At 62.0% G+C, this 20,231-nt stretch carries 15 protein-coding genes; 10 read left to right on the top strand and 5 right to left on the bottom strand.

Going from position 1 to position 20,231, the window contains the following annotated elements; all coding sequences use genetic code 11:
- Positions 1 to 3 precede the first annotated feature (3 nt).
- Complete coding sequence (locus tag ABWV42_RS11965; RefSeq protein ID WP_353340303.1) at positions 4 to 5,436, bottom strand: alpha-2-macroglobulin family protein; 5,433 nt, start codon at positions 5,434 to 5,436, stop codon at positions 4 to 6.
- Between the two features lie 85 nt (positions 5,437 to 5,521).
- Between ABWV42_RS11965 and ABWV42_RS11960 the strand changes: the two genes are divergently transcribed.
- Positions 5,522 to 7,702, top strand: coding sequence for a response regulator (locus ABWV42_RS11960; protein WP_502930959.1), 2,181 nt, complete (start codon positions 5,522 to 5,524; stop codon positions 7,700 to 7,702).
- Here the strand turns inward: ABWV42_RS11960 and yaaA are convergent.
- The 3 genes from yaaA to ABWV42_RS11945 form a co-directional block, all read right to left on the bottom strand.
- The gene (gene yaaA / locus ABWV42_RS11955; RefSeq protein WP_353340302.1) at positions 7,699 to 8,478 is read right to left on the bottom strand and encodes a peroxide stress protein YaaA; all 780 of its coding nucleotides are present in this window, start codon (positions 8,476 to 8,478) and stop codon (positions 7,699 to 7,701) included. The two genes, ABWV42_RS11960 and yaaA, sit on opposite strands and share 4 nt — an antisense overlap.
- A gap of 35 nt (positions 8,479 to 8,513) precedes the next feature.
- Positions 8,514 to 10,550 (bottom strand): DNA helicase RecQ, encoded by a 2,037-nt coding sequence (recQ, locus tag ABWV42_RS11950; RefSeq protein ID WP_353340301.1) that lies wholly within the window; start codon positions 10,548 to 10,550, stop codon positions 8,514 to 8,516.
- Between the two features lie 118 nt (positions 10,551 to 10,668).
- Positions 10,669 to 10,950 carry a YggT family protein gene (locus ABWV42_RS11945; protein WP_255104223.1) on the bottom strand — a complete coding sequence of 94 codons (282 nt, stop codon included), beginning with the start codon at positions 10,948 to 10,950 and terminating at the stop codon, positions 10,669 to 10,671.
- A 126-nt stretch (positions 10,951 to 11,076) separates the two neighbouring features.
- Between ABWV42_RS11945 and ABWV42_RS11940 the strand changes: the two genes are divergently transcribed.
- The 9 genes from ABWV42_RS11940 (at position 11,077) to ABWV42_RS11900 (ending at position 19,714) form a co-directional block, all read left to right on the top strand.
- A complete protein-coding gene (locus ABWV42_RS11940; RefSeq protein ID WP_353340300.1) occupies positions 11,077 to 11,613 on the top strand; it encodes an acyl-CoA thioesterase in 537 nt (178 codons plus the stop codon).
- 54 nt (positions 11,614 to 11,667) lie between these two features.
- Complete coding sequence (locus ABWV42_RS11935) at positions 11,668 to 13,056, top strand: MFS transporter (RefSeq protein ID WP_353340299.1); 1,389 nt, start codon at positions 11,668 to 11,670, stop codon at positions 13,054 to 13,056.
- Positions 13,035 to 13,949, top strand: coding sequence for a penicillin-insensitive murein endopeptidase (gene mepA / locus ABWV42_RS11930; RefSeq protein WP_353340298.1), 915 nt, complete (start codon positions 13,035 to 13,037; stop codon positions 13,947 to 13,949). The genes ABWV42_RS11935 and mepA overlap by 22 nt, the downstream gene beginning before the upstream one ends.
- Complete coding sequence (locus tag ABWV42_RS11925; RefSeq protein ID WP_353340297.1) at positions 13,922 to 14,824, top strand: esterase-like activity of phytase family protein; 903 nt, start codon at positions 13,922 to 13,924, stop codon at positions 14,822 to 14,824. The genes mepA and ABWV42_RS11925 overlap by 28 nt, the downstream gene beginning before the upstream one ends.
- Before the next feature lie 86 nt (positions 14,825 to 14,910).
- Complete coding sequence (locus ABWV42_RS11920) at positions 14,911 to 15,546, top strand: queuosine precursor transporter (RefSeq protein ID WP_353340296.1); 636 nt, start codon at positions 14,911 to 14,913, stop codon at positions 15,544 to 15,546.
- Positions 15,547 to 15,966: 420 nt separating this feature from the next.
- On the top strand, positions 15,967 to 16,389 hold the full coding sequence (arfB, locus tag ABWV42_RS11915) for an alternative ribosome rescue aminoacyl-tRNA hydrolase ArfB (RefSeq protein WP_353340295.1): 423 nt from the start codon (positions 15,967 to 15,969) through the stop codon (positions 16,387 to 16,389).
- A gap of 135 nt (positions 16,390 to 16,524) precedes the next feature.
- Positions 16,525 to 17,430 (top strand): GlxA family transcriptional regulator, encoded by a 906-nt coding sequence (locus tag ABWV42_RS11910; protein WP_353340293.1) that lies wholly within the window; start codon positions 16,525 to 16,527, stop codon positions 17,428 to 17,430.
- Between the two features lie 62 nt (positions 17,431 to 17,492).
- Complete coding sequence (locus ABWV42_RS11905) at positions 17,493 to 18,758, top strand: aspartate aminotransferase family protein (protein ID WP_353340291.1); 1,266 nt, start codon at positions 17,493 to 17,495, stop codon at positions 18,756 to 18,758.
- Positions 18,755 to 19,714, top strand: coding sequence for a phosphotransferase enzyme family protein (locus tag ABWV42_RS11900; protein WP_353340289.1), 960 nt, complete (start codon positions 18,755 to 18,757; stop codon positions 19,712 to 19,714). The genes ABWV42_RS11905 and ABWV42_RS11900 overlap by 4 nt, the downstream gene beginning before the upstream one ends.
- On the opposite strand, the gene ABWV42_RS11895 is transcribed toward ABWV42_RS11900, so the two are convergent.
- On the bottom strand, positions 19,711 to 20,172 hold the full coding sequence (locus tag ABWV42_RS11895) for a winged helix-turn-helix transcriptional regulator (RefSeq protein WP_353340288.1): 462 nt from the start codon (positions 20,170 to 20,172) through the stop codon (positions 19,711 to 19,713). The two genes, ABWV42_RS11900 and ABWV42_RS11895, sit on opposite strands and share 4 nt — an antisense overlap.
- Between the last annotated feature and the right edge of the window lie 59 nt (positions 20,173 to 20,231).

Here is a 20,231-nt window from a genome sequence, read left to right as displayed (position 1 = left end):
GGATCAGTCGGTGATCACGATACGGCCCGCAGCGGTATTGGCGCGGTATTGCGGGCGGTACATGTCTTCGACAGAGGCGGCGGGGTGGTGGAAGCTGCCGGGCGAGATGGCACGGACAACATAGGCCAGTTCGAAGGCGTTGCGCGAGGTCCAGTCGACTGCAGCAAGGAAGCGATCCGAGCGGAACTCGGCGTTCTGTGCGTTGGCCGGTTTGAGCCAGTCGAGCGATTTGATGTCGCCGCTGCTAAGGAGGTTGGGGTTGTCGATTTCGAACCCGGCGGGCAGGGGATCGTTGATCATCAGCCGTGCGCCGGTGTCGGAGATCGGGGAAATGCGCAGCACGGTGACAAGGCGGTCGCCGGTCTTGATGGTGGCCGGATCAACCTGAAGCCCATCGGTCGAGTAGTAGCTGCGGTCGATGCTGTAGCCGTAGCCGCCTTTTTCCACCGGGTAGTCCGGCACGCCAATCGAGGTGAGCGTGAGGCGGGTGGCGTCCTTGCCATCGTTGCGGATGGCGAGTGGTGCATCGGCGGTGTCATCGGCAAGCGCGCGGATCAGCGGGCCGGTTTGCGGGGTGCCGTTGACCGAGAGGGTGTTGCTGGTCTCGTCCGTCAGCAGCGCATGGGCCGCGAGGAGCGACCAGACCGACTCTTGTGTCGAGAGGGAGCGGTCGACGCTGCCAAGACGTGCCGAGAGGCGGTTGCGGTCAACCCGATTGGAACCGGCTTCGACGGCGAGCGTCAGAAGGCCGGCGGTATCGCGCAGGTGGGTGCCATAGTCGGCGCGCCAGTAGCTGCGGGGGGCATCCTGCCACTTGTCTTCCATCTGTGCGTAGGCCTTGGCGAACATGCGGTCGGCGCGGGTCTGATCGCCGTAGAAGGCCAGAGCGGCACCAAGTTGTGCGGCCGCCAGCGGCGTGGTGAAGGCGTCGGCCTTGACGTCGGCATAGTAGCGCAGATCGCCCATGTTGGCGGCGCCTTCGCGTGCCAGAACCATCAGCGCATAGGCGACATCGCCGCCGCCCTTTTCGAAGTCGGGGGCATAGTTGATGCGGTTGCGCAGGTTGTCGAGGGCGGTGCGGAATGCGGTTTGCGGCACCGCGTAGCCCTTGGCGCGGGCGCGCGAGAGGAAATCACTGACGTAGGCATCAAGCCACATATCGCCGGTGTCTGGATACCAGAGGCCAAAGGCCCCGTTCGAGGATTGCCGGGTCAGCACCTTGGCAATCGACTGGTCGATACGTTCCTGGATGCGATCCCGTTCACCAAGGCCCAGGGCCGAGGTGATGGTGTCGAAATAGAGCAGCGGCAGGGCCTTGGAGGTGATCTGCTCGGTGCAGCCATAGGGGTAGCGGTCGAGCGATTGCAGGAGACCGGGGGCATCGAAATGCGCGAGGGCGCCCGCCGAGAGAACCGCTGCGCCGGTGCCGGGGCGGAAGTTGGCGAAGAGGTTTTCATCCAGCGTGAAGGTTGCGCCCGCCGCCAGCGAGAGACGCTGTGTGACGCTGACTTCGGGGTCGTTGGCGCGGACGGGTAGTGTGAGGGATTTGACCAGTTGCTTGCCATCGGGCGTGGTGAGGGCAATGCGCAGGCTGTGATCGCCGATGGAGCTTGCGGTCAGCGGGATGGTGAGGCGGGTGGTTTCGCCGTCGCCCAGCGTCAGGCCGGAGGGAATTTGGCCGGCGAGGGTGATGCCGCCGCTGCTGACGTCGAGGCCCATGCGGCCAGAGGGGCCTTCGAGGTGGGCGACTTCGAGGAGCAGGCGGGTTTCATCGCCGGGGGCAATGAAACGTGGCAGGGTGGCAGTGACCACCACGGGGTCGCGGACCAGCACGTCAGCCTCGGCCTGTCCGACGCCGGTATCGCTCCAGGCGACGGCCATCAGGCGGACGGTGCCGTTGAATTCGGGAATGTCGAAGGTCACGCTGGCCTTGCCATCGGGGCCGATGGTGACCGGGCCCTGGAAGTAGGCGACCAGTTCCTCGGTCGGGGGTGGGGATTCGAAGGAACTGCTGCTGCCGGCATCGCCGCCAGAGCGCAGGGCGCCCATGTTGCCGTTCATACCGTCGATCAGGCGACCGTAGAGATCGCGGATGTCCATGCCGAGGCGGCGCTGGCCGAAATAGTGTTCGGAAGGATCGGGCGACTGGAAGCCGGTGATATTGAGGATGCCGACGTCGACCGCTGCGAGGGTGACGTGGGCGGTGTCGCCCTGGGTGACGCCGTCAACGGTGATCCCAACGGTCAGCGGGCCGCGCGGGGCGATCTGGTCTGGCGTGTCGAGCGAGACAGAAAGCTGTTTTGCGCCGGGATCAATCTTGGCGTAGCTGAGGCCAAGGGCGCGGGCCGGGTTCATGCCGGCGGGCGCGTCTGCGGGCCGGATGACCGAAGCGGTGACATAGGCGCCGGCCCCCCATTCATCGGTGACGTCCAGCGGGATCAGGTTTTCACCCTCGCTGACCTCAACCGCTTTCATGGCGATCAGGCGGTTGGACATCACCGAGATCAGCGCCGTTCCGGCATAACGCGGGACAAGGCGCAGGGTGGCGGTGTCGCCGCTGTGGTAGCCGGGTTTGTCGAGAGACACTTCGAGGGTGTCCGGGGTCTGGGTTGCATCGGCAGGGGCGTACCAGCCAGCATAGAAATCGGCGGCGCTGGCGACATAGTCGCCGTCGAGGCGCTCGACGACCAGTTCATAGCGTCCCCAGTCAACATTGGCACTGATCTCGGTGGGGGTGCCGTCAATCATGGTGTCGCCACTGGCCACGGTGGTGCGGCGGGTGATCGGCTCCCAGGCCCAGTTGCCGTACTGGTTGTACCATTGATAGTGGGTGCGGATGCGGTTGAGGCTCCAGCGCACTTTCATGGGCGCGCCATCAAGGGTGGGGGACAGGCCAACCAGATGGAAGGCGGCTTGGGTGCCTTCGCGGACCACGTCTTCGCCGAACAACGGGCGGATGCCGATCATCGGGCCAAGCGCCGTCGCGGGGTGCGAGACGCGGCGTTCAACCGGGCGGCCGGACCCTTCGTAGACGCGAGTGGTGATATCCGCCTGGAAGGGGCGGCCGCGCTGATCGGTGTCGGGCACGGGAAGGAAGATATCGGTCAGGCCATTCGCATCCGTATTGGTGGCCGAGAAATACTCGGTGCGCGGGCTGAAGCGTTCGTCGTAACGACCGAAGCGGTAGGCCTCGTATCCCTTGACGGTTTCACGCGCCCGCAGGGTGACCTGACCCTCGACGCGGAAGCCTGCGCCGGGGGCACCAAAGAGATAGCGGGCCTCCAGCGGCAGGACAGGTTCGCCCGATTGCAGATCAAACGGGGCGTCGGGCAGGGTGAGATCAAAGTCGATCCGTTCCGGCAGGAAATCTTCGACAAGGAGTTTCTGAGTGGCCAGCGGGGCGGCTTCGGTATCGGCCTTGATCGCCAGTTTCCAAGTGCCGCGTGGAACCGTACTGCCGAGAGGCAGGGCAAAGACGTGGCCGCCAGTGGCAGAGGCATTGGACAAGAGGCGTTTGTATTCCACGCCGTCGGGGCGGGTCAGGATTGCGGTGACCGGCAGGTCCGGCAAGGCCTGGGCAACGTCGCCGCGCACAAGCGCCGTGGCGTGGATGGTTTCACCCGCGCGATAGGCACCGCGATCGGTGGTCAGGAAGACATCGACGGGTGGTGCGGGCGGGCGACCTTCGACGCCGCGATCCGAGAGATCGAAGGCGGGATCGGTGAGGGACAGGAACGAGAAGTCATCCCCCTTTTGCAACAGAACCATTGCCGGGGCGGCGGCGTTGGAGCCGCGGGTCAGACCGGCATCGAAGCGCGCATATCCGCGTGTGTCGGTGGTGGAGGTGCCGAGCACACGGTTGGCACGCGACAGGAGGGTGATTTTGGTATCCGGTAGGGCAGAAGTGTCTGCGAGGCTGCGGACAAAGACGTGCAGGCCATCGGCCCCCGAAAAGGTGGTGGCGCCAAGATCGGACAGGACGAACCACTGTGTTGCGCCGGTTTCGTCGTATTTGTCGGCCCCCGGCAGATCGGCCGTGAGCGCATAGACCCCTGCGGGCAGGCCGGAGATGATGTCGCCCATCGGCAGGCGGGTGGTCATGTCGGCGTTGAGGGTGTTCTGAACCTCGCCTTCGCCGCGCCAGACGGATTCGGCCACTTCATTGGAGAAGCTTTCAAGCTGCCAGTAGGAGAGCGGCTGGCCGAAGTAGTTGTCCTGGATCGCGCGCAGGAGATTACGGTCACTGACCCGTTGCAGGTGCAGTTCGACAGTGTCGAGGTTGACGGTTTCAATGGGCAGGCCGGCATCGGCGGTGCGGGGCAGGACATAGGCGCGACCGGGGAAATTCACCGAGGCGGCGCGGTCGCGGACATAGAAGGTGAGGTCGGTGTCGCGGGCAAGGGTTTCGCCACTCGCGGCGGGCAGGCCTTTGCGGAAGGTCAGGGTATAGCGGTTGCCGTGTTCGACACCATCGATACAGATGCGGCGCTCTTCGGCTTCAACAGCCAGACGCTGATCGGGTAGGCGCAGGTAGGTTGTGTAATCCACGCCAGCCTTGACTAGCGGTTCGTTGAAGTCGGCGCAGATGCGGGGCTGGGCGAGATTGTTCTCGACCGTGTGTTCATTGATGCGGAAGCCGTATTTTGCCACGACATCATCAAGCGCGGCGATCACGTCATCACGGGGCTGAATGGACTCGGCCAGACGCAGCGCAGACAGGGCGCGGCGGCCTTGCCCGTCTTCGACGAACAGGTCGGACATCAGCATCAGGGCGGACACGCGGGCCGGATCGGTGGGCGCGCGCAGATAGGCATTGATGCTGGCTTGGAAGGCGCGGCGGGTGTGAAGGGATTTGTTTTCGCCGGTTGTCTTGAGCTCTTGGTTCAGGCGCGCGTATTCAAGCCAGAGGTCGCTGACATCGGATTTTCCGACGGCGGCACCGGTCCAGCGCATGGCGTTCAGCACATCACCGCCGGCACGGCGGTCCTGTGCGGTTTGCACCATGTCGAGAACGCTCCAAGGGCCACCGCCGTGCGTGCGCCCGATCGTCTGTGCCTGTTTCAGGGCGTTGGCAAAGTCATTCGGGCGGAGAAACGTCAGGTCGGCAGCACGGGATTGCGCGAGGGTCATCGTGGCGGCAGGGGTTTCGAAAACCTCGGCGGAATAGGCGCCCTCATAGGGTTGGCGATCGCTGATCTCGGTCTTGGGGAAACAGGCGTTGGCGCGGGAGTTGAAGGTGAAGGCCTTGCACTGGGTGTTGTCGGTACAGGCCTTGATGCAGGCGTCCAGTGTAGTGTCGAAAATCTGGGTCAGATCGGCGCCGTAGAAATCCACGTCAAAGCTCAGCACGGCACGTCGTTCGGGGACAACCTGTTCCTGTGCAATCGAAGAATGGGCAATGAAAAGGCCCGCCACGGCCATGAACAACCAACGCATTTGTCTCTCCCTGAAAATATACCCCCATGGTGCCATGTGGCAGGTCGCGCTGGCAACGGATTCGAAAAATTGTTGATTTAAGCGGATGTTCACGCGCCTTGCGGATGATCAGCGCAACACCAAGAGAATATGGCTCCTGTTCATGACCCTGACCCGCCAACTTGCCGAGGAACGGCGTGCCCGGCTTGCTGCTGAGCGTCTGCTTGAATTGAAGCAGGCCGAGTTGTTCAAGGCAAACCGCAAGCTGGGGCGGCACGCGCGGCAATTGTCAGATGAGATCGTGGAGACGCGGGCCGAAGTTGAGACGGTGCGCGGCGAAAACCAGCGTGTGAAGACCGACCTGGAGGTCGCTAATCAAAAGGTCGAAGTTGCAGAGCGGCGGTTGTGGCAATCCATCGAGACGATACGCGACGGATTTGCGTTCTTTGATGGAGAGGGGCGCATGATCGGGGCCAATCGCGCCTATCTCGCGGCCTTTGATGGGCTGGACGAAGTTGCCGTGGGTATTCGCTATGCGCGGATTCTGGAGCTTGTGACCGACGAGGGAATATTCGATCTGGATGGCGAGACCCCCAAGGGCTGGCGCAAAAAGATGATGGCGCGCTGGGGACATCCCAAACCCGACCCCATCGTCGTGAGGATGTGGAACGGCCAGTATCTCAAGCTGATCGATCAACGGGGATATGGTGGCGACATGGTTAGCCTTGCGCTCAACATCACCGAGACCGTGCGCCATGAAGAAGAGTTGCGCCTGGAGCGGGAAAAGGCGGAAGCTGCCACCCGCGCCAAATCAGCGTTTCTGGCAAACATGAGCCATGAAATTCGCACGCCCATTAATGGTGTGGTCGGGATGGCCGATCTTCTGCTGGGAACCGATCTTGAGGACGAACAGCGGTTGTTCGTCTCAACCATCAAGAACTCGGGCGAGGCGCTTCTGGCGATCATCAATGACGTGCTGGATTATTCCAAGATCGAAGCGGACAAGCTTGTTCTGCATCCGGATGTTTTTGATCTCGAGCGCTGTATTCACGAGGTGCTGACGCTGCTGCAACCCACAGCGCGCGAGAAGGGGATCGCTTTGATCGTCGATTATGATCTGTTCTTGCCGACGATGTTCATCGGAGATGTCGGGCGCATGCGACAGGTGCTTACCAACCTTGTCGGCAACGCCGTGAAATTCACCGAGGAAGGCCATGTTCTCGTGCGGGTCGTGGGGCGCAGCGTTGAGGAAACCGGGGCGTGCGATCTTCATGTGACGGTCGAGGACACGGGGATCGGTATCGCGCCCGACAAGACGCAGCACATTTTTGGCGAGTTCAACCAGGTTGAGGACGCGCGGAACCGGGCCTTCGAAGGGACGGGGCTGGGGCTTGCGATCACGCGCCAGCTCATCGGGTTGATGAACGGCGACATTTGGGTGGATTCCGCACCGGGTGAAGGGGCCAGTTTCGGGTTCAGGGTTTGTCTGGACGTCGATGAGGATATGAGCCTTGCACCGCCGTGTTTGCCAGAGAGCGTGCAGCACGTGTTGATTGTGGATGACCATGCTGTGAACCGGGCGCTGTTACAAAAGCAGATGGAACAGATGGGCGCGCAGGTCACTCTTTGCATGTCGGCTGAGGAGGCATTGGGCACGTTGCAGGGTGTCGATCTGGTGTTGTGCGACCATCATCTGGCGGCGCCGGAGGGCGGCACGTTTGAACAGCAGGCGCAAGCGGCGGGGTATGCGGTGCCTGTCGTGATGTTGAGTTCGGTGCAGGCTGGAGGGCGTGCCAAAGATGCCCAGAAGGTCGTGCGCAAACCGATTTCGCGGCGCGACCTGTTTCACAAGATCGCCGAGGCCGTGAACGGAGAAGGACAGGCTGGGCCAAGGCAAATGCGAGTTCTGGCGGCCGAGGACAACAAGACCAACCAGCTGATCCTTTCGAAGATGCTCAAGGATGCCGATCTGGAGCTGCGCTTTGCGGGCAATGGCCACGAGGCGGTGCAGGCGTTCGAAGTGTTCAGGCCCGATCTCGTGCTGATGGATATCTCGATGCCGCACATGGACGGCAAGGAGGCAACGGCGGTGATCCGGGGCTTGTCCGGCGGTGCCGAGGTGCCGATTGTGGCCCTGACCGCGCATGCGGTGGGCGGAGACCGGGAGAACATTCTGGCGGCCGGGCTGGATGACTACCTGTCAAAACCCTTGCGCAAAGCGGGTCTTGTCGACGTGCTTAATGCACATCTACCTGAAGGCGTGCTAGACCCGTTTGACCGGGATTAGGCCGTCTCTGCCGCGGTATCGCGCAGAAAAACCCAGCGGTCGCCTTCGGACATATCGGGCTGATAGGCATAGCCTCCAAGGTCGAACTCCTTGATGCCCTCTGCATCCGTCAGGCGGCGCTGGATGATGTAGCGGGCCATGGAACCGCGCGCCTTCTTGGCGAAGAAGCTGACGATCTTCGGGGTGTCGCCCTTCATTTCCATGAAGACAGGCGTGATCACCCGCAGCTTGAGCGCCTTGGGATCAACCGCGCCGAAGTATTCCTGGCTGGCGCAATTCACCAGCGTATCGGTGCCCATGGCTTCGGCCTGCGCGTTCAGGGATTTCGAGAGGCTGTCGCGCCAGAAATCATAGAGGTTCTTGCCGCGCCGTGTTTTCAGGCGGCTGCCCATTTCGAGGCGATAAGGCTGGATCGCATCCATCGGGCGCAGGACGCCATAGAGGCCCGAGAGAATGCGCAGGTGATCCTGTGCCCAGTCCATTTCGTCGTCGTCCAGCGAGGCGGCCTCGAGACCGATGTAGGTGTCACCGGCAAAGGCGTGCACTGCGGGGCGGGTGGCGAAGGTGTCGGGTTCGACCTCGTAGGCCTTGAAACGGTCGCGGTTCAGCTTGGCCAAATCGGGGCTTAGGGACATGAGTCTTTGCAGGTCACCCAGTGTCAGGTTGCGCGCGGTTTTCACCAGTTTCAGGGCCTCGTCCGAGAAATCCGGCGTGGTGGTCTGGCCCTTCACTGGATCCCAGTTCAGACGTTTGGCAGGGGAAACGACGATCAGCATGTCAAAGGCTCCTAGGTTCGCGCGTGACGAGAGATTTAGCTTGCCTCACGCAGCACGTCCAGAAAGGCGGCCCCGAAACGCTCGGCGCGCTTGTCGCCGAGCATCCGGTTGAGGGTGTTTTCATCGGTTGGTCGGGTGCTGGCGACCTTGGCCAGCAGGGAGGCAGAACAGCTAAGCGGTTTGTCGATGCCGTCGGACCCGCGTGCGAGATCGGCCTGCACTTCGAGCAACCGGTCATAGAGCGTGCCCGCTTCGCGACCGGCGAGCTTGCGGCGGCTGGGATGCAGCGCCTCGGCCTCGCCATTGATCACTTCGAGAAAGGCATCCCCGTAAGAGGCCAGTTTCTTGGCACCGACGCCGCCGATCCGCGAGAGATCATCGAGGGAATTGGGGCGTTTCTCGGCCATCTCGATCAGGGTGCGGTCGTTGAAGATGATGTAGGCGGGCACCTTGGCCGCTTCGGCGAGGGCACGGCGTTTGGCTTTGAGTGCAGAGAGGAGGGGCGCGTCTTCCTCGTTGACCAGCGCCTTGGCGGCGGGGCGTGAGGTGGCCTTGCGGATCGTATCCTTGCGCAACTCGATGCTGGCCTCGCCCTTGAGGATCGGCAGGGCGGCATCGGTCATGCGCAGGCCGCCATGTCGTTCGGGATCGGGGCGCATGAGGTCGTGGCCCATCATCTGGCGGAACACCGCCTGCCACTGGCGTTTGTCGTATTCCGTGCCCACGCCAAAGGTGGGCAGACCATCATGACCACGTTCGCGCACCCTGTCGGTTTCATTGCCCAGCAGGATGTCGATCAGATAGCCGGTGCCATAGCGTTCGCCGGTCCGCAGCGCCGCCGAGAGCGCCTTGCGCACGGCGGTGGTGGCGTCGAAAGTTTCGGCGGGTGTGTCGCAGAGATCGCAGTTGTCGCAGGTGACCTCGGTCTCGCCAAAGTACCCGAGAAGCGTGGAGCGGCGGCATTTCAGGGCCTCGGCCAGACCCAGAAGGGCATTGAGGCGGGCATGGTCGGCAAAGCGGCGTTCGGGAGGGGCGAGGCCCTCGTCAATCTGGCTGCGGCGCAGGCGGATATCATCGGGGCCGAAAAGTGTGAGGGTTTCGGCCGGCGCGCCATCGCGTCCCGCGCGGCCGATTTCCTGATAATAGGCTTCGATCGACTTGGGCAGGTCGGCATGGGCGACCCAGCGGATATCTGGTTTGTCGATCCCCATACCGAAAGCAACGGTAGCAACCACGATCAACCCGTCTTCGCGCTGAAAACGCATTTCGGTGTCGCGGCGTTCCTCAGGGTCCATGCCGCCGTGGTAATGCAGGGCAAGGTGCCCGGCCTCGCGCAGTGCCTTGGCAAGGGTTTCGGTCTTGGCGCGGGTGCCGCAGTAGACAATGCCGGACTGGCCCATGCGGGCGGCGGCAAAGTTCATGATCTGGGCGCGGGGATTGTCCTTGGCGGCAAAGGCAAGATGGATGTTCGGACGGTCAAAGCCATGCAGGAAGGTATTGGGCGCGGTGCCGTCAAAGAGACGGGTGATGATTTCTTCGCGGGTTTCGGCGTCGGCGGTGGCGGTGAAGGCCGCCAGGGGCACATCAAGCGCGCGGCGCAATTCGCCTATGCGAAGATAGTCGGGGCGGAAGTCGTGGCCCCATTGGCTGACGCAGTGAGCCTCGTCGACGGCAATCAGCGATACGCCGATGCGGCGCAGCATGTTCATCGCGCCCCCCGAGGCAAGGCGTTCGGGGGCGATGTACAGCAGCTTGAGGCGGCCTGTTTCGATCGCTTCCCAGACGGCGGCGGTTTCTTCCTCGGTATTGCCTGAGGTCAGCGCGCCGGCCTCGACCCCGGCTTCGCGCAGGGCGCGGACCTGATCGCGCATCAGGGCAATGAGGGGGGAAATGACCACTGTGATGCCGTCGCGCACAAGGGCGGGGAGCTGATAGCAAAGGGATTTACCGCCCCCGGTTGGCATGATGGCAAGCACGTTTTCGCCGCGCACAACGGCATCGACGATGTCCTCCTGCCCCGGACGGAAGGCGTCGAATCCGAAAACATCCCGCAAGAACGTGGCGGCGGCCATGAGAACCCTGTTGATTTGCTGTTACTGCTCGCGTGCCAGTGTTTCACAAGCAGACTCGCACCTCAAGCTAGGGCTGAGGAGATAATGGGCGGTAAACGCGGTTTTGAAGAGCCGGTCTCTAGAACAAGAGCGCGGGCAGGATGTAGTCGCGCAGCGAGATAATGATGATGAAGGCCACCAGCGGCGCAAGATCGAGCGGACGGGTGTCCGGCAGGAAATTGCGGATCGGCGTGTAGATCGGCTCGAGAAGACGGTTCAGGCCATACCAGATCTGGGCCACGAACTGCTGACCGAGGTTCAGGACCTGGAAGCTGATCAGCCAGCTCATGATGATGTGGATCAGCATGATGAAGAATGCCACATCGAGAATGAGCCGCAGCGGTCCGTAGATTGCCATCATGATCAGGGGTCTCCGTCTTTTCCTGCTTCACAGTTAAGCGCGGGCGGCGCAAAGGGCAAGAGTGGCGCGTGGTCATGGTTGACCTTTGCGGAAGCGGGGCACAGAAGGCAGGCAAAGGAGACGCCGATGTACCCCGTCATTCGCATGGTCAAGGAACTGGTCAAACATCGAAACGCCGCGCCGTTGCCGATCACGGGCACACATGTGTCACAGCATGTGTGCTGGCCGCATGACATTGATCTGTGGATGGAGTTGAACAACGGCCGCACGCTGACGCTGTATGACATGGGGCGTATACCGCTGGCGCATCGGATCGGGCTGATCTCGGTTCTGCGGCGCAAGAAGTGGAGCCTGACGATGGCGGGCGTGTCGGTGCGCTATCGCCGCCGTATTCGTACGTTTGAACGGTTCGAGATGCGCAGCAGGGCGGTGTTCTGGGATGACAAGTTTGTCTACCTTGAGCAATCCATGTGGAAGCAGGACGGCGAATGCGCCAACCATGCGCTGTATCGTTCGGCGGTTACGGATGCGAAGGGGATCGTCGCTCCGGCGCGTGTGCTGGATGCGATGGGTTTCGATGCGGCGCCACCAGAGGCACCGGAGTGGGTGCAGAAGTGGATTGACGCTGACGCCGTGCGGCCGTGGCCTCCAATGCAGGATTAACTTGCGTCATACCGCTTGCCCTGTTTTTAGTGAAACAAAGGCATGGGGGCAGGCATGGCAGATATTTCAGCACGCAAACGGATTTGGGGATGGTGGTTCTTTGATTGGGCCAGCCAGCCATACAACACGCTTCTTCTGACGTTCATCTTTGGCCCCTACTTTGCGAAAGTGGTGACAGAACTCCTGACCGAAAGCGGCATGAGTGCGGGCGAGGCCAAGGCGCAGGCTCAGGCATTCTGGGGCTATGGGCTGACTGTGTCGGGGATCTGCATTGCCCTCTTGGCACCGATCCTTGGCGCGGTGGCGGATAGCACTGGCAAACGGATGCCGTGGATCTGGGTGTTCTCGGTCATGTACGTGGTGGGCTCGTTTGCCCTTTGGTACACCGCGCCGGCGCAGTTCGACGTGACCCGTACGCTGATCTTCTTTGGGATTGGCCTGATCGGCATGGAGTTTGCCACGATCTTTACCAACGCGTTGTTGCCGTCGCTTGGCAGCAAGGAAGAGCTTGGGAAAATCTCCGGTTCGGGCTGGGCCTTTGGCTATATCGGCGGGGTGCTGGCGCTGGCGATCATGCTGCTTTTGTTTCAGGCGGGTGGCAGTGGCAAGACGATGGCCGGTATTGCTCCGTTGTTTGGCTTGGACCCGGCGACGGGGGCAGATACCCGGATCGTGGGGCCGTTGACGGCGGTTTGGTATGTTTTGGCGATGATCCCGTTTTTCCTGTGGGTTCGTGAAATGCCTGATCCGAACCACGAGCCCTACAAGGTGGGCAAGGCGCTGCGGGATCTTGGAAAGACGATCAAGGGGCTGCCCAAGCATGTCAGCCTTCTTAGCTATCTGACGTCGTCGATGTTCTACCGCGACGCCCTGAACGGGATGTACACCTTTGGTGGCATCTATGCGTTCGGGGTGCTCGAGTGGAACATCATGATGGTGGGCATCTTCGGCATCGTTGCGGCGCTGACCGGGGCGCTGTTTGCATGGATTGGCGGCAAGGCGGATACGGCGTTCGGGCCGAAACCGGTGATCGTGGTCTGTATTCTCGTGTTGCTGGGGACAGCGGTCTTTGTCGTGGGCCTGTCGCGCGATGCGGTGTTTGGTGTGCCGGTGGCCGAAGGGTCGGCGCTGCCGGATATCCTGTTCTTCGTGGCCGGTGGTCTGATCGGGGCCGCGGGTGGGGCGCTGCAGTCGGCCAGCCGCACGATGGTGGTGCGCCAGTCGAACCCGTCGCGGATGACCGAGGCTTTTGGGCTTTATGCGCTGTCGGGCAAGGCGACGACGTTTCTTGCACCGATGCTGATCGCCGTTGTGTCAGATCTGAGCGGAAACCAGCGCCTTGGCATCACGCCAATCGCCGGTCTCTTCCTTATCGGGTTGATCCTGCTAATCTGGGTGAAACCGCAAGGAGATCACAGCAAATGGTCCGAGCAGTCCTCGTAATTCCCCTTGTTCTGTTGGGGCTGGCGTCCTGTCGGGCCGAGCCACCGCAGGCCACGGTCTCGACGCAGACAGAGGTTCCGGTGTCGATGCAGGGCGTGGAGGCGCGGCAGTTGTTCGGGGCCCATGCCAACGGATCGCGGCAGGACCCGGTGCCGTTCGGGGGCTATGGAAAGGGCTGTCTTGCGGGCGGTGTCGAGCTTGAAGAAAGCGGGCCGACCTGGCAGGCGATGCGCCTGTCGCGCAACCGTAACTGGGGCCACCCCGATGTGATTTCCTTTATCAAGGACCTGTCCGTGAAGGCCGCGGCGCAGCCCGGCTGGGAAGGGCTTTATGTCGGTGACATCAGCCAGCCGCGCGGCGGGCCGATGCTGTCGGGGCATCGCAGTCACCAGATCGGGCTCGACGTGGATGTCTGGATGTTGCCGCCCAAGCGGCTGAACCTGAGTGTGCAGGAGCGCGAGAACCTGTCGTCGATCTCGACCCGTCGGGCCAGTGGGGCCTATGTGAACGAGAACTGGACCCGTGGGCACTATGAGGTGCTGAAGGCGGCCGCGAAAGACCCGCGGGTGGCGCGGATTTTCGTTTTTCCCGGTGCCAAGGTCGAGATGTGCAATGCCACCAAGGGCGAACGCAGCTGGCTTAGGAAAATCCGTCCCTGGTGGGGGCATCATTATCATTTCCACGTGCGCCTGAACTGTCCCAAGGGGGCGCGGGCCTGTGTGGATCAGGATGCGCCGCCGCCCGGAGATGGGTGCAAGGATGCCGAGGACTGGGTGCAGGACATCCTGTATCCGCCGCCGCCTGATCCGAACGCGCCCAAGCCCAAACCCTATCGTCAACCCGTCATGGCCGATCTGCCCCGTCAATGCATAAACGTCTTGCAGTCGCAGTAACCGCGGCCTGTCTCATTGCTTTTGCCGGCTGGAAAGCCGGGAGTGCGGACGCCGTGGGGCGGGCGCAGTTGAAGACGGTATTGCCGTGGCAGGTGGCCGAAGGGTGGTTTGGCGGGTTCTCGGCGATCGAGGTGGCTGCGGACGGGCGGGCGTTTACGGCGCTGTCGGATCGGGGGCATTTCGTTCAGGGCCTGCTGGTGCGGGAGGGCGGTGATATCGTCGGCGTCCTGCAGGGGCAGGATGAGGCGCTTCTGGATGCCAAGGGCAAGGTTCCACGCAGTTACCGGCGGGATTCAGAGGGGCTTGCGCAGTTGGGTGATGGGCCGATTTACGTGTCTTTTGAAGGGGTTCACCGGATTGACGCCTACCGCGAGCTGAACCAGGCCGCCCTGCCCATCGCGCGGTTTCCCAAGCACGAGGGCCTGCATGGCAACGGATCGCTTGAGGCCCTGGCGGTGGATCGTCGGGGGCGGCTGTTCGCGATCACCGAGGATGCGTTGGGGGCCGAGGGGGATGCGACGGTTTTTGTCTTTTCCAACGGCAGCTGGAGCACGCCTTACCGGATTTCACGTTCGGACGGGTTTCATCCGGTGGGGGCGGACTTTGGGCCGGATGGCCGATTCTATCTGCTGGAGCGGGGGTTCAATGGCTTCGGGTTCCGGTCGCGGGTGCGGCGGTTTGATTTAACGGCGGCCGGACTGGTGAACGAGGCCGAACTGTTTCGCACGCGCACGGGCACGCACGACAACCTCGAAGGGTTGTCGGTCTGGCAGGACAGTGCGGGCAACATGCGGCTCACGATGATCTCGGATGACAACTTCCGGTTCTTCCAGCGCACCGAGATCGTGGAATACGTGGTGCCACAAACCCCTTGATTTGTTGAACGCGGGCCGTTAGAGACCGCCCGTTCCGCAATGGTGCGGAACCGAGTTGCCGTCACCTTGCAAAAACGGAAAGTTACATGAAAACGATCCACCTTCCTGGCATTCTTGCCATGGCCACCATCGTGGTGGCGTCTAACATCCTTGTTCAGTTTCTCTATGGCCAGTGGCTGACCTGGGGTGCATTCACCTATCCTCTCGCCTTTCTCGTGACCGATGTCATGAACCGCGTCTATGGCGTGGCCGCTGCGCGCCGCGTGGTTGTTGCCGGTTTCGTCGTCGGCGTGATCTGTTCCGTCATCGGCACCCAGATCATGCTCCAGGGCGACGGGTTTACTTATCCCGCCGTGACCCTGCGCATTGCATTGGGCTCCGGACTGGCGTTTTTGACCGCCCAGCTTACCGACGTGGCGATCTTCAACCGCCTGCGGGAAGGCTCGTGGTGGCGTGCGCCGCTTGCGTCGACCCTGGTCGGTTCTTCGCTTGATACCGCGATCTTCTTTACGATTGCCTTTTCGGGCGCGCTGACCTTCCTGGAGCCTGCAAACGACGTGAGCTGGGCTGGCGACATGCTGCCGCTTCTGGGTGCTGGTCCGGTGGTTCCGTTGTGGGTGAGCCTTGGCTTTGCCGACTGGCTGGTCAAATTGAGCCTTGCGCTGCTCGCTCTTGTGCCCTTCCGCATCATCGTGGGGTATTTAATGCCTCGCACCACATGATTTTGTTTGACTTATCCACAGGCTGTGGCAACCTGATCATGCGAAACAGCTTGAAAGGAGGTGCCCATTGTCTAGAGAAGTCATGGAGATTGGTGTTGGAACAGTGTGGAGGAAATGCGGCTGAGGCAGCCCTTGGCTGACATGAAATCCAGATTGGTGCGAACCTAACCTACGCACCTCCTTACATCTCGAAGGGCTGTTTTCCGCTGCGGAGACAGCCCTTTTCGTTTGCCGTCTGACATGGACTTGGCAAACATGGTTAATGCCTAGAAAAGCGGCAATTTTGTACGTCGGTGCCACGTCGGTATCATGTCGGTATTGCGACGGTGCGATTTTGATGAAATTCCGGCGTTAACGCACCGTGCGACGGTTAAGTCGCCGCGCTTTGGAACAGGGAAACGGCAAGGGCCGGAACAGGGTATGCTGAGGATCGACGACACCATAAGCCTTGAGGACTGGGAGATCACGGAACAGTTCGTGCGCGCCTCTGGGCCGGGTGGCCAGAACGTCAACAAGGTGGCAACCGCGGTCGAGTTGCGCTTTGAGGCGGCGCGGTCGCCTTCGCTGCCCGGACCGGTGAAGGCGCGGCTCAAGCGGCTGGCTGGGCGGCGGTGGACCAAGGAAGGTGCTATCGTGATCCAGTGCGACGAGACCCGCAGCCAATCGCGCAACCGGGACATTGCGCGGGAACGTCTTGCCGAACTAGTGCGCAAGGCAACCGTGGTGCCCAAGCGCCGGATCAAGACCAAGCCGACCTATGGATCGCAACAGCGACGGCTGAAGGCCAAGAAGGAACGCGGCGAGGTCAAATCCCTGCGGGGACGTGTGCGTGGTGACGAGTAAACGTCTTGCCCCTACGGCAAGAAACGGGAAACATATCAGACAAACGATAATGGTTGGCTTATGGACGACTTAGCTTCCGCACATCGCGGTGCCACGAAACGCTTCATCTTTCTGCTTCTGCCGAATTATTCGGCCATGACATTCGCCATGGCGATGGAGACGTTGAAGACAGCCAACCGGATGGCGATGGGAACGCCGTTTTCCAGCGTCGTGTGTTCCGAGGGCGGTGTGCCTGTCACGGATTCACTTGGGGCGGAATATCCCATCGATCACGGGCTTGAGGATGTAAGCCGCGACGATATCGTCGTGATCTGCTCGGGTGCGGATGTGCGCAAGAACTGTACGCCGGCGGTGCTCCAGTGGTTGCGCAAATGCGCACGGCAGGGCTGTGAGATCGCGGGGCTTTATACCGGGGCTTGGGTGATGGCCGAAGCGGGGTTGATCGGCGAAGAGGCGATCACCATCCACTGGGAAAACCGCAACAGCTTTGCCGAGAAATTCCCCGACGTGGAGCTTTCGGACTATACCTATACGGTGCGCAACAAGCGATATTCGACGGCGGGTGGCACGGCGGTGATCGACTTGTTACTGACCCTGATCTCGGAAGCGGAAAGCCCCGAGCTGGCAAACCTCGTGGCGGACCAGCTGATGTACACCAACATCCGAGTGTTGCAGCATTCGGCGCGGGTGCAGGTGGCGGAACGGATCGGGATGCGGCATCCCAAGCTGTCAGAGATTCTTGCCCTGATGGAAACCAACCTGGAAGAGCCGCTTCGGCCGGGTGATCTTGCCAAGACGGTGAATATCTCGACCCGACAGTTGGAGCGGTTGTTTCGTCGGTATCTGAGTGCGACGCCGAAGAAGTATTACATGGACATGCGGTTGCAGCGGGCGCAGCATCTGTTGCTGCAGACCTCGATGTCGGTGACCGAAGTTTCCGTGGCCTGTGGCTTCAACTCGTCCTCGCATTTCTCGCGGCTGTTCCGGGCGCGTTACGGCATGTCGCCGCATCGTCTGCGGGGGGAGCCTGAGAAAGGCTAACTTGGGGTTGTATCCCAAATCCAATTTGGCAACAAAGGCGGCATGGACGTGAGGGAGTGACCATGACCACCGCATTGGATCGCCGTGCCCGGCTGTTGGGGCCGCAGATGACCACCTTTTACCGCGAACCCGTGCATGTGGCGCGCGGCGAGGGGGCCTATCTCTGGGACAAGGACGGGCGTCAGTATCTTGATTGCTATAACAACGTGCCGCATGTCGGGCATTGTCACCCGCGCGTGGTTGAGGCCATTGCCAGGCAGGCGGCCGAGTTGAACACTCACACGCGCTATGTGCATGACATGATCCTCGACTATGGCGAGGCGCTGACCGCGAAGTTTGGTCACGATCTGGAAAGCATGGTGATGGTCTGTTCCGGATCAGAGGCCAATGACGTGGCCCTGCGTATGGCGCAGGCGATAACGGGCAAGACGGGGATCATCGGCACGGACAACACCTATCACGGCAATACCACGGCTGTTTCGCAGCTGAATTCCTCGAAAGTGCCGGTTGGCGGTTATCAGGATCACGTGCGGCAGGTGCCCGCGCCGGACAACATGGAGCCGGTGGGCGGCAGCCGCGAGGCGCAGGCCGAGGCCTTTGCCAAGGGTGTTGCACAGGCGGTGGCCGAGCTTGAGGCGAACGGGCACGGGGTGTCGGCGCTGATTGTCTGCCCCTATTTCGCCAACGAAGGCTTTCCGACGCTCGAGGCGGGCTTCATGGACCGTGCCATCGAGGTCGTGCGCAAGGCGGGTGGCCTGATCATCGCGGACGAGGTGCAGCCGGGGTTTGGCCGGATCGGCAGCCACTGGTGGGGGCATGACAAGCTGGGCTTCCGTCCGGATATCGTGACGTTGGGCAAGCCGATGGCGAACGGGCATCCGGTGGCGGCCGTGGTGACACGGCATGAAATCCTCGCCTGCTTTCAGGATGCGTTCAAATATTTCAACACCTTTGGCGGCAACCCGGTGAGCGCGGCCGCGGCGATGGCGGTGCTGAACGTGATCGAGGACGAAAAGCTGGTCGAGAACGCGGCGGATGTCGGAGGCTATGCGCTTGGGCTGTTGCAGGAGGTGGCCACGCGCCATGACGTGATCGCGGATGTGCGCGGATCGGGGTTGTTCTTCGGGGCCGAGTTGTGGCGGGACGGCAAACCGGCGACCGAACTGTGCGCGAAGATGGTGGATGAGATGCGCGACCGTGGGGTGCTGCTGCATTCGGTGGGGCGCTATAGCAATACGCTCAAGGTGCGCCCGCCCTGTGTGTTCAGCCGCGCCAATGCCGATTACCTTGCCGAGGTGATGGATGCGGCGTTGGGGGCTGTGGCGTGAAGGACGTCGAGGCCCGGGACTTCGCGCGCGCGGCGATGCGGCACTGGGGTGTCGAGGATGAACCGCGCCTGATTAAGAACCGCGAGAATGCGGTGTTCGAAACCCGCACGTCAGAGGGCGCGCGGGCGGCCCTGCGGCTGCATCGTCCGGGCTATCAGAGCGATGACTCGATCCGTTCGGAACTATGGTGGTCCGAGGCGCTGGTGGCGGCAGGGATGGATGTGCCGGTGCCGGTGCGAACGCTGGCCAACGACGTGCTGGCCGAGGTGCCCGAGGCCGGGCGGATGGCCTCGTTGGTGACATGGGTTGACGGCGCGCCGATGGGCGAAGGGGATGTGCCGCTTGAGGGGACACCCGAGACGCAGGCGGCACTGCATTTCGCGCTGGGCGCAGAGCTGGCGCGGCTGCATCTGGCAAGTGACGCGGCGGATCTGCCCGAGGGGTTCACACGCCCCGTTCTGGACAAGGATGCGCTTGTCGGGGACGATCCGGCGTGGGGGCGGTTCTGGGAGAATGCGTCTCTAACACAGCCCGAAATCGAAATTCTTCAGGCGGCGCGGGCGCGGTTGGCGGAGATTCTGGACGGGCAGGCCGGGGCGGATTTCGGCCTGATCCATGCCGATGCGCTGCGCGAAAACGTGATGGTGAAAGACGGCGCTGTGCAGCTGATCGACTTTGACGACGGCGTGTTCGGCTTCCGCATGTACGAGCTGGGCGTGGCGATGTCGCAGAACTGGGACCAGCCCAACAAGGATGCGCTGGGCAAGGCACTGTTGGCGGGATACGCCAGCCTGCGCGATCTGCCCGACGGGGCCGAGGCGCTGCTGGAAGCCTTTACCGTGATGCGGGGGCTGGCAAGCTGTGGCTGGGTGATCGGGCGCTATGCAGACGACCACCCGTCGACCCGAACCTATGCAGTGCGGGCGGTGGAACTGTGCCGGGGGTGGCTGGGTTAATCCTTGTCGCCGGTGAACTCGGCCCAGACCGTGGAATAGGCGACTTCCTGACCGGTGTTTTCATCGATCACCTTTGGGGCAAGTGGCGTTCGGCACTCGCGCGAGACCATCGTGTAGGGCGGGGGCTTGTCGCTTGGAATATACGCGTTTGCCCATGAGATCAGAACCTGCATGACGGGCACGAAATCCTTGGCCGCGGCAGTTGGCCGGTATTCGTAGCGGGTGGGGCGTTCCTGATAGGGGCGGCGTTCAACGAGGTCGGCGGCTTCGAGTTTCTTGAGCCTGTCGGCCAGAACGTGCCGCGTAATCCCGAGATCCGCCTGAATCATGTCAAAGCGGCGCATCCCGAGAAGGATGTTGCGCAGGACCAGCAGCGTCCAGCGGTCGCCGATGACGGACAGCGCCCGGGCAACTGGGCAGGCTTCTTCTGAGAGATCGTTCCATTTCATGGGTGTCATATAGCACGCATTGACAAGTTCTAAAAGGGAACTCATATTAAGTTCTGTTTTAGAACTGA

Source organism: Pelagimonas sp. KU-00592-HH (genome assembly GCF_040369695.1).
Classification (GTDB): Bacteria; Pseudomonadota; Alphaproteobacteria; order Rhodobacterales; family Rhodobacteraceae; genus Shimia.
This window is presented reverse-complemented; position numbering and strand designations above follow the sequence as displayed.

What these genes read in the sequence shown, in the direction of transcription:
- ABWV42_RS11965 (WP_353340303.1), bottom strand. Translation starts at nt 5,436, where the DNA reads ATGCGTTGGTTGTTCATGGCCGTGGCGGGCCTTTTCATTGCCCATTCT.
- ABWV42_RS11960 (WP_502930959.1), top strand. Translation starts at nt 5,522, where the DNA reads ATGTTCACGCGCCTTGCGGATGATCAGCGCAACACCAAGAGAATATGG.
- yaaA (WP_353340302.1), bottom strand. Translation starts at nt 8,478, where the DNA reads ATGCTGATCGTCGTTTCCCCTGCCAAACGTCTGAACTGGGATCCAGTG.
- recQ (WP_353340301.1), bottom strand. Translation starts at nt 10,550, where the DNA reads ATGGCCGCCGCCACGTTCTTGCGGGATGTTTTCGGATTCGACGCCTTC.
- ABWV42_RS11945 (WP_255104223.1), bottom strand. Translation starts at nt 10,950, where the DNA reads ATGATGGCAATCTACGGACCGCTGCGGCTCATTCTCGATGTGGCATTC.
- ABWV42_RS11940 (WP_353340300.1), top strand. Translation starts at nt 11,077, where the DNA reads ATGTACCCCGTCATTCGCATGGTCAAGGAACTGGTCAAACATCGAAAC.
- ABWV42_RS11935 (WP_353340299.1), top strand. Translation starts at nt 11,668, where the DNA reads ATGGCAGATATTTCAGCACGCAAACGGATTTGGGGATGGTGGTTCTTT.
- mepA (WP_353340298.1), top strand. Translation starts at nt 13,035, where the DNA reads ATGGTCCGAGCAGTCCTCGTAATTCCCCTTGTTCTGTTGGGGCTGGCG.
- ABWV42_RS11925 (WP_353340297.1), top strand. Translation starts at nt 13,922, where the DNA reads ATGCATAAACGTCTTGCAGTCGCAGTAACCGCGGCCTGTCTCATTGCT.
- ABWV42_RS11920 (WP_353340296.1), top strand. Translation starts at nt 14,911, where the DNA reads ATGAAAACGATCCACCTTCCTGGCATTCTTGCCATGGCCACCATCGTG.
- arfB (WP_353340295.1), top strand. Translation starts at nt 15,967, where the DNA reads ATGCTGAGGATCGACGACACCATAAGCCTTGAGGACTGGGAGATCACG.
- ABWV42_RS11910 (WP_353340293.1), top strand. Translation starts at nt 16,525, where the DNA reads ATGACATTCGCCATGGCGATGGAGACGTTGAAGACAGCCAACCGGATG.
- ABWV42_RS11905 (WP_353340291.1), top strand. Translation starts at nt 17,493, where the DNA reads ATGACCACCGCATTGGATCGCCGTGCCCGGCTGTTGGGGCCGCAGATG.
- ABWV42_RS11895 (WP_353340288.1), bottom strand. Translation starts at nt 20,172, where the DNA reads ATGACACCCATGAAATGGAACGATCTCTCAGAAGAAGCCTGCCCAGTT.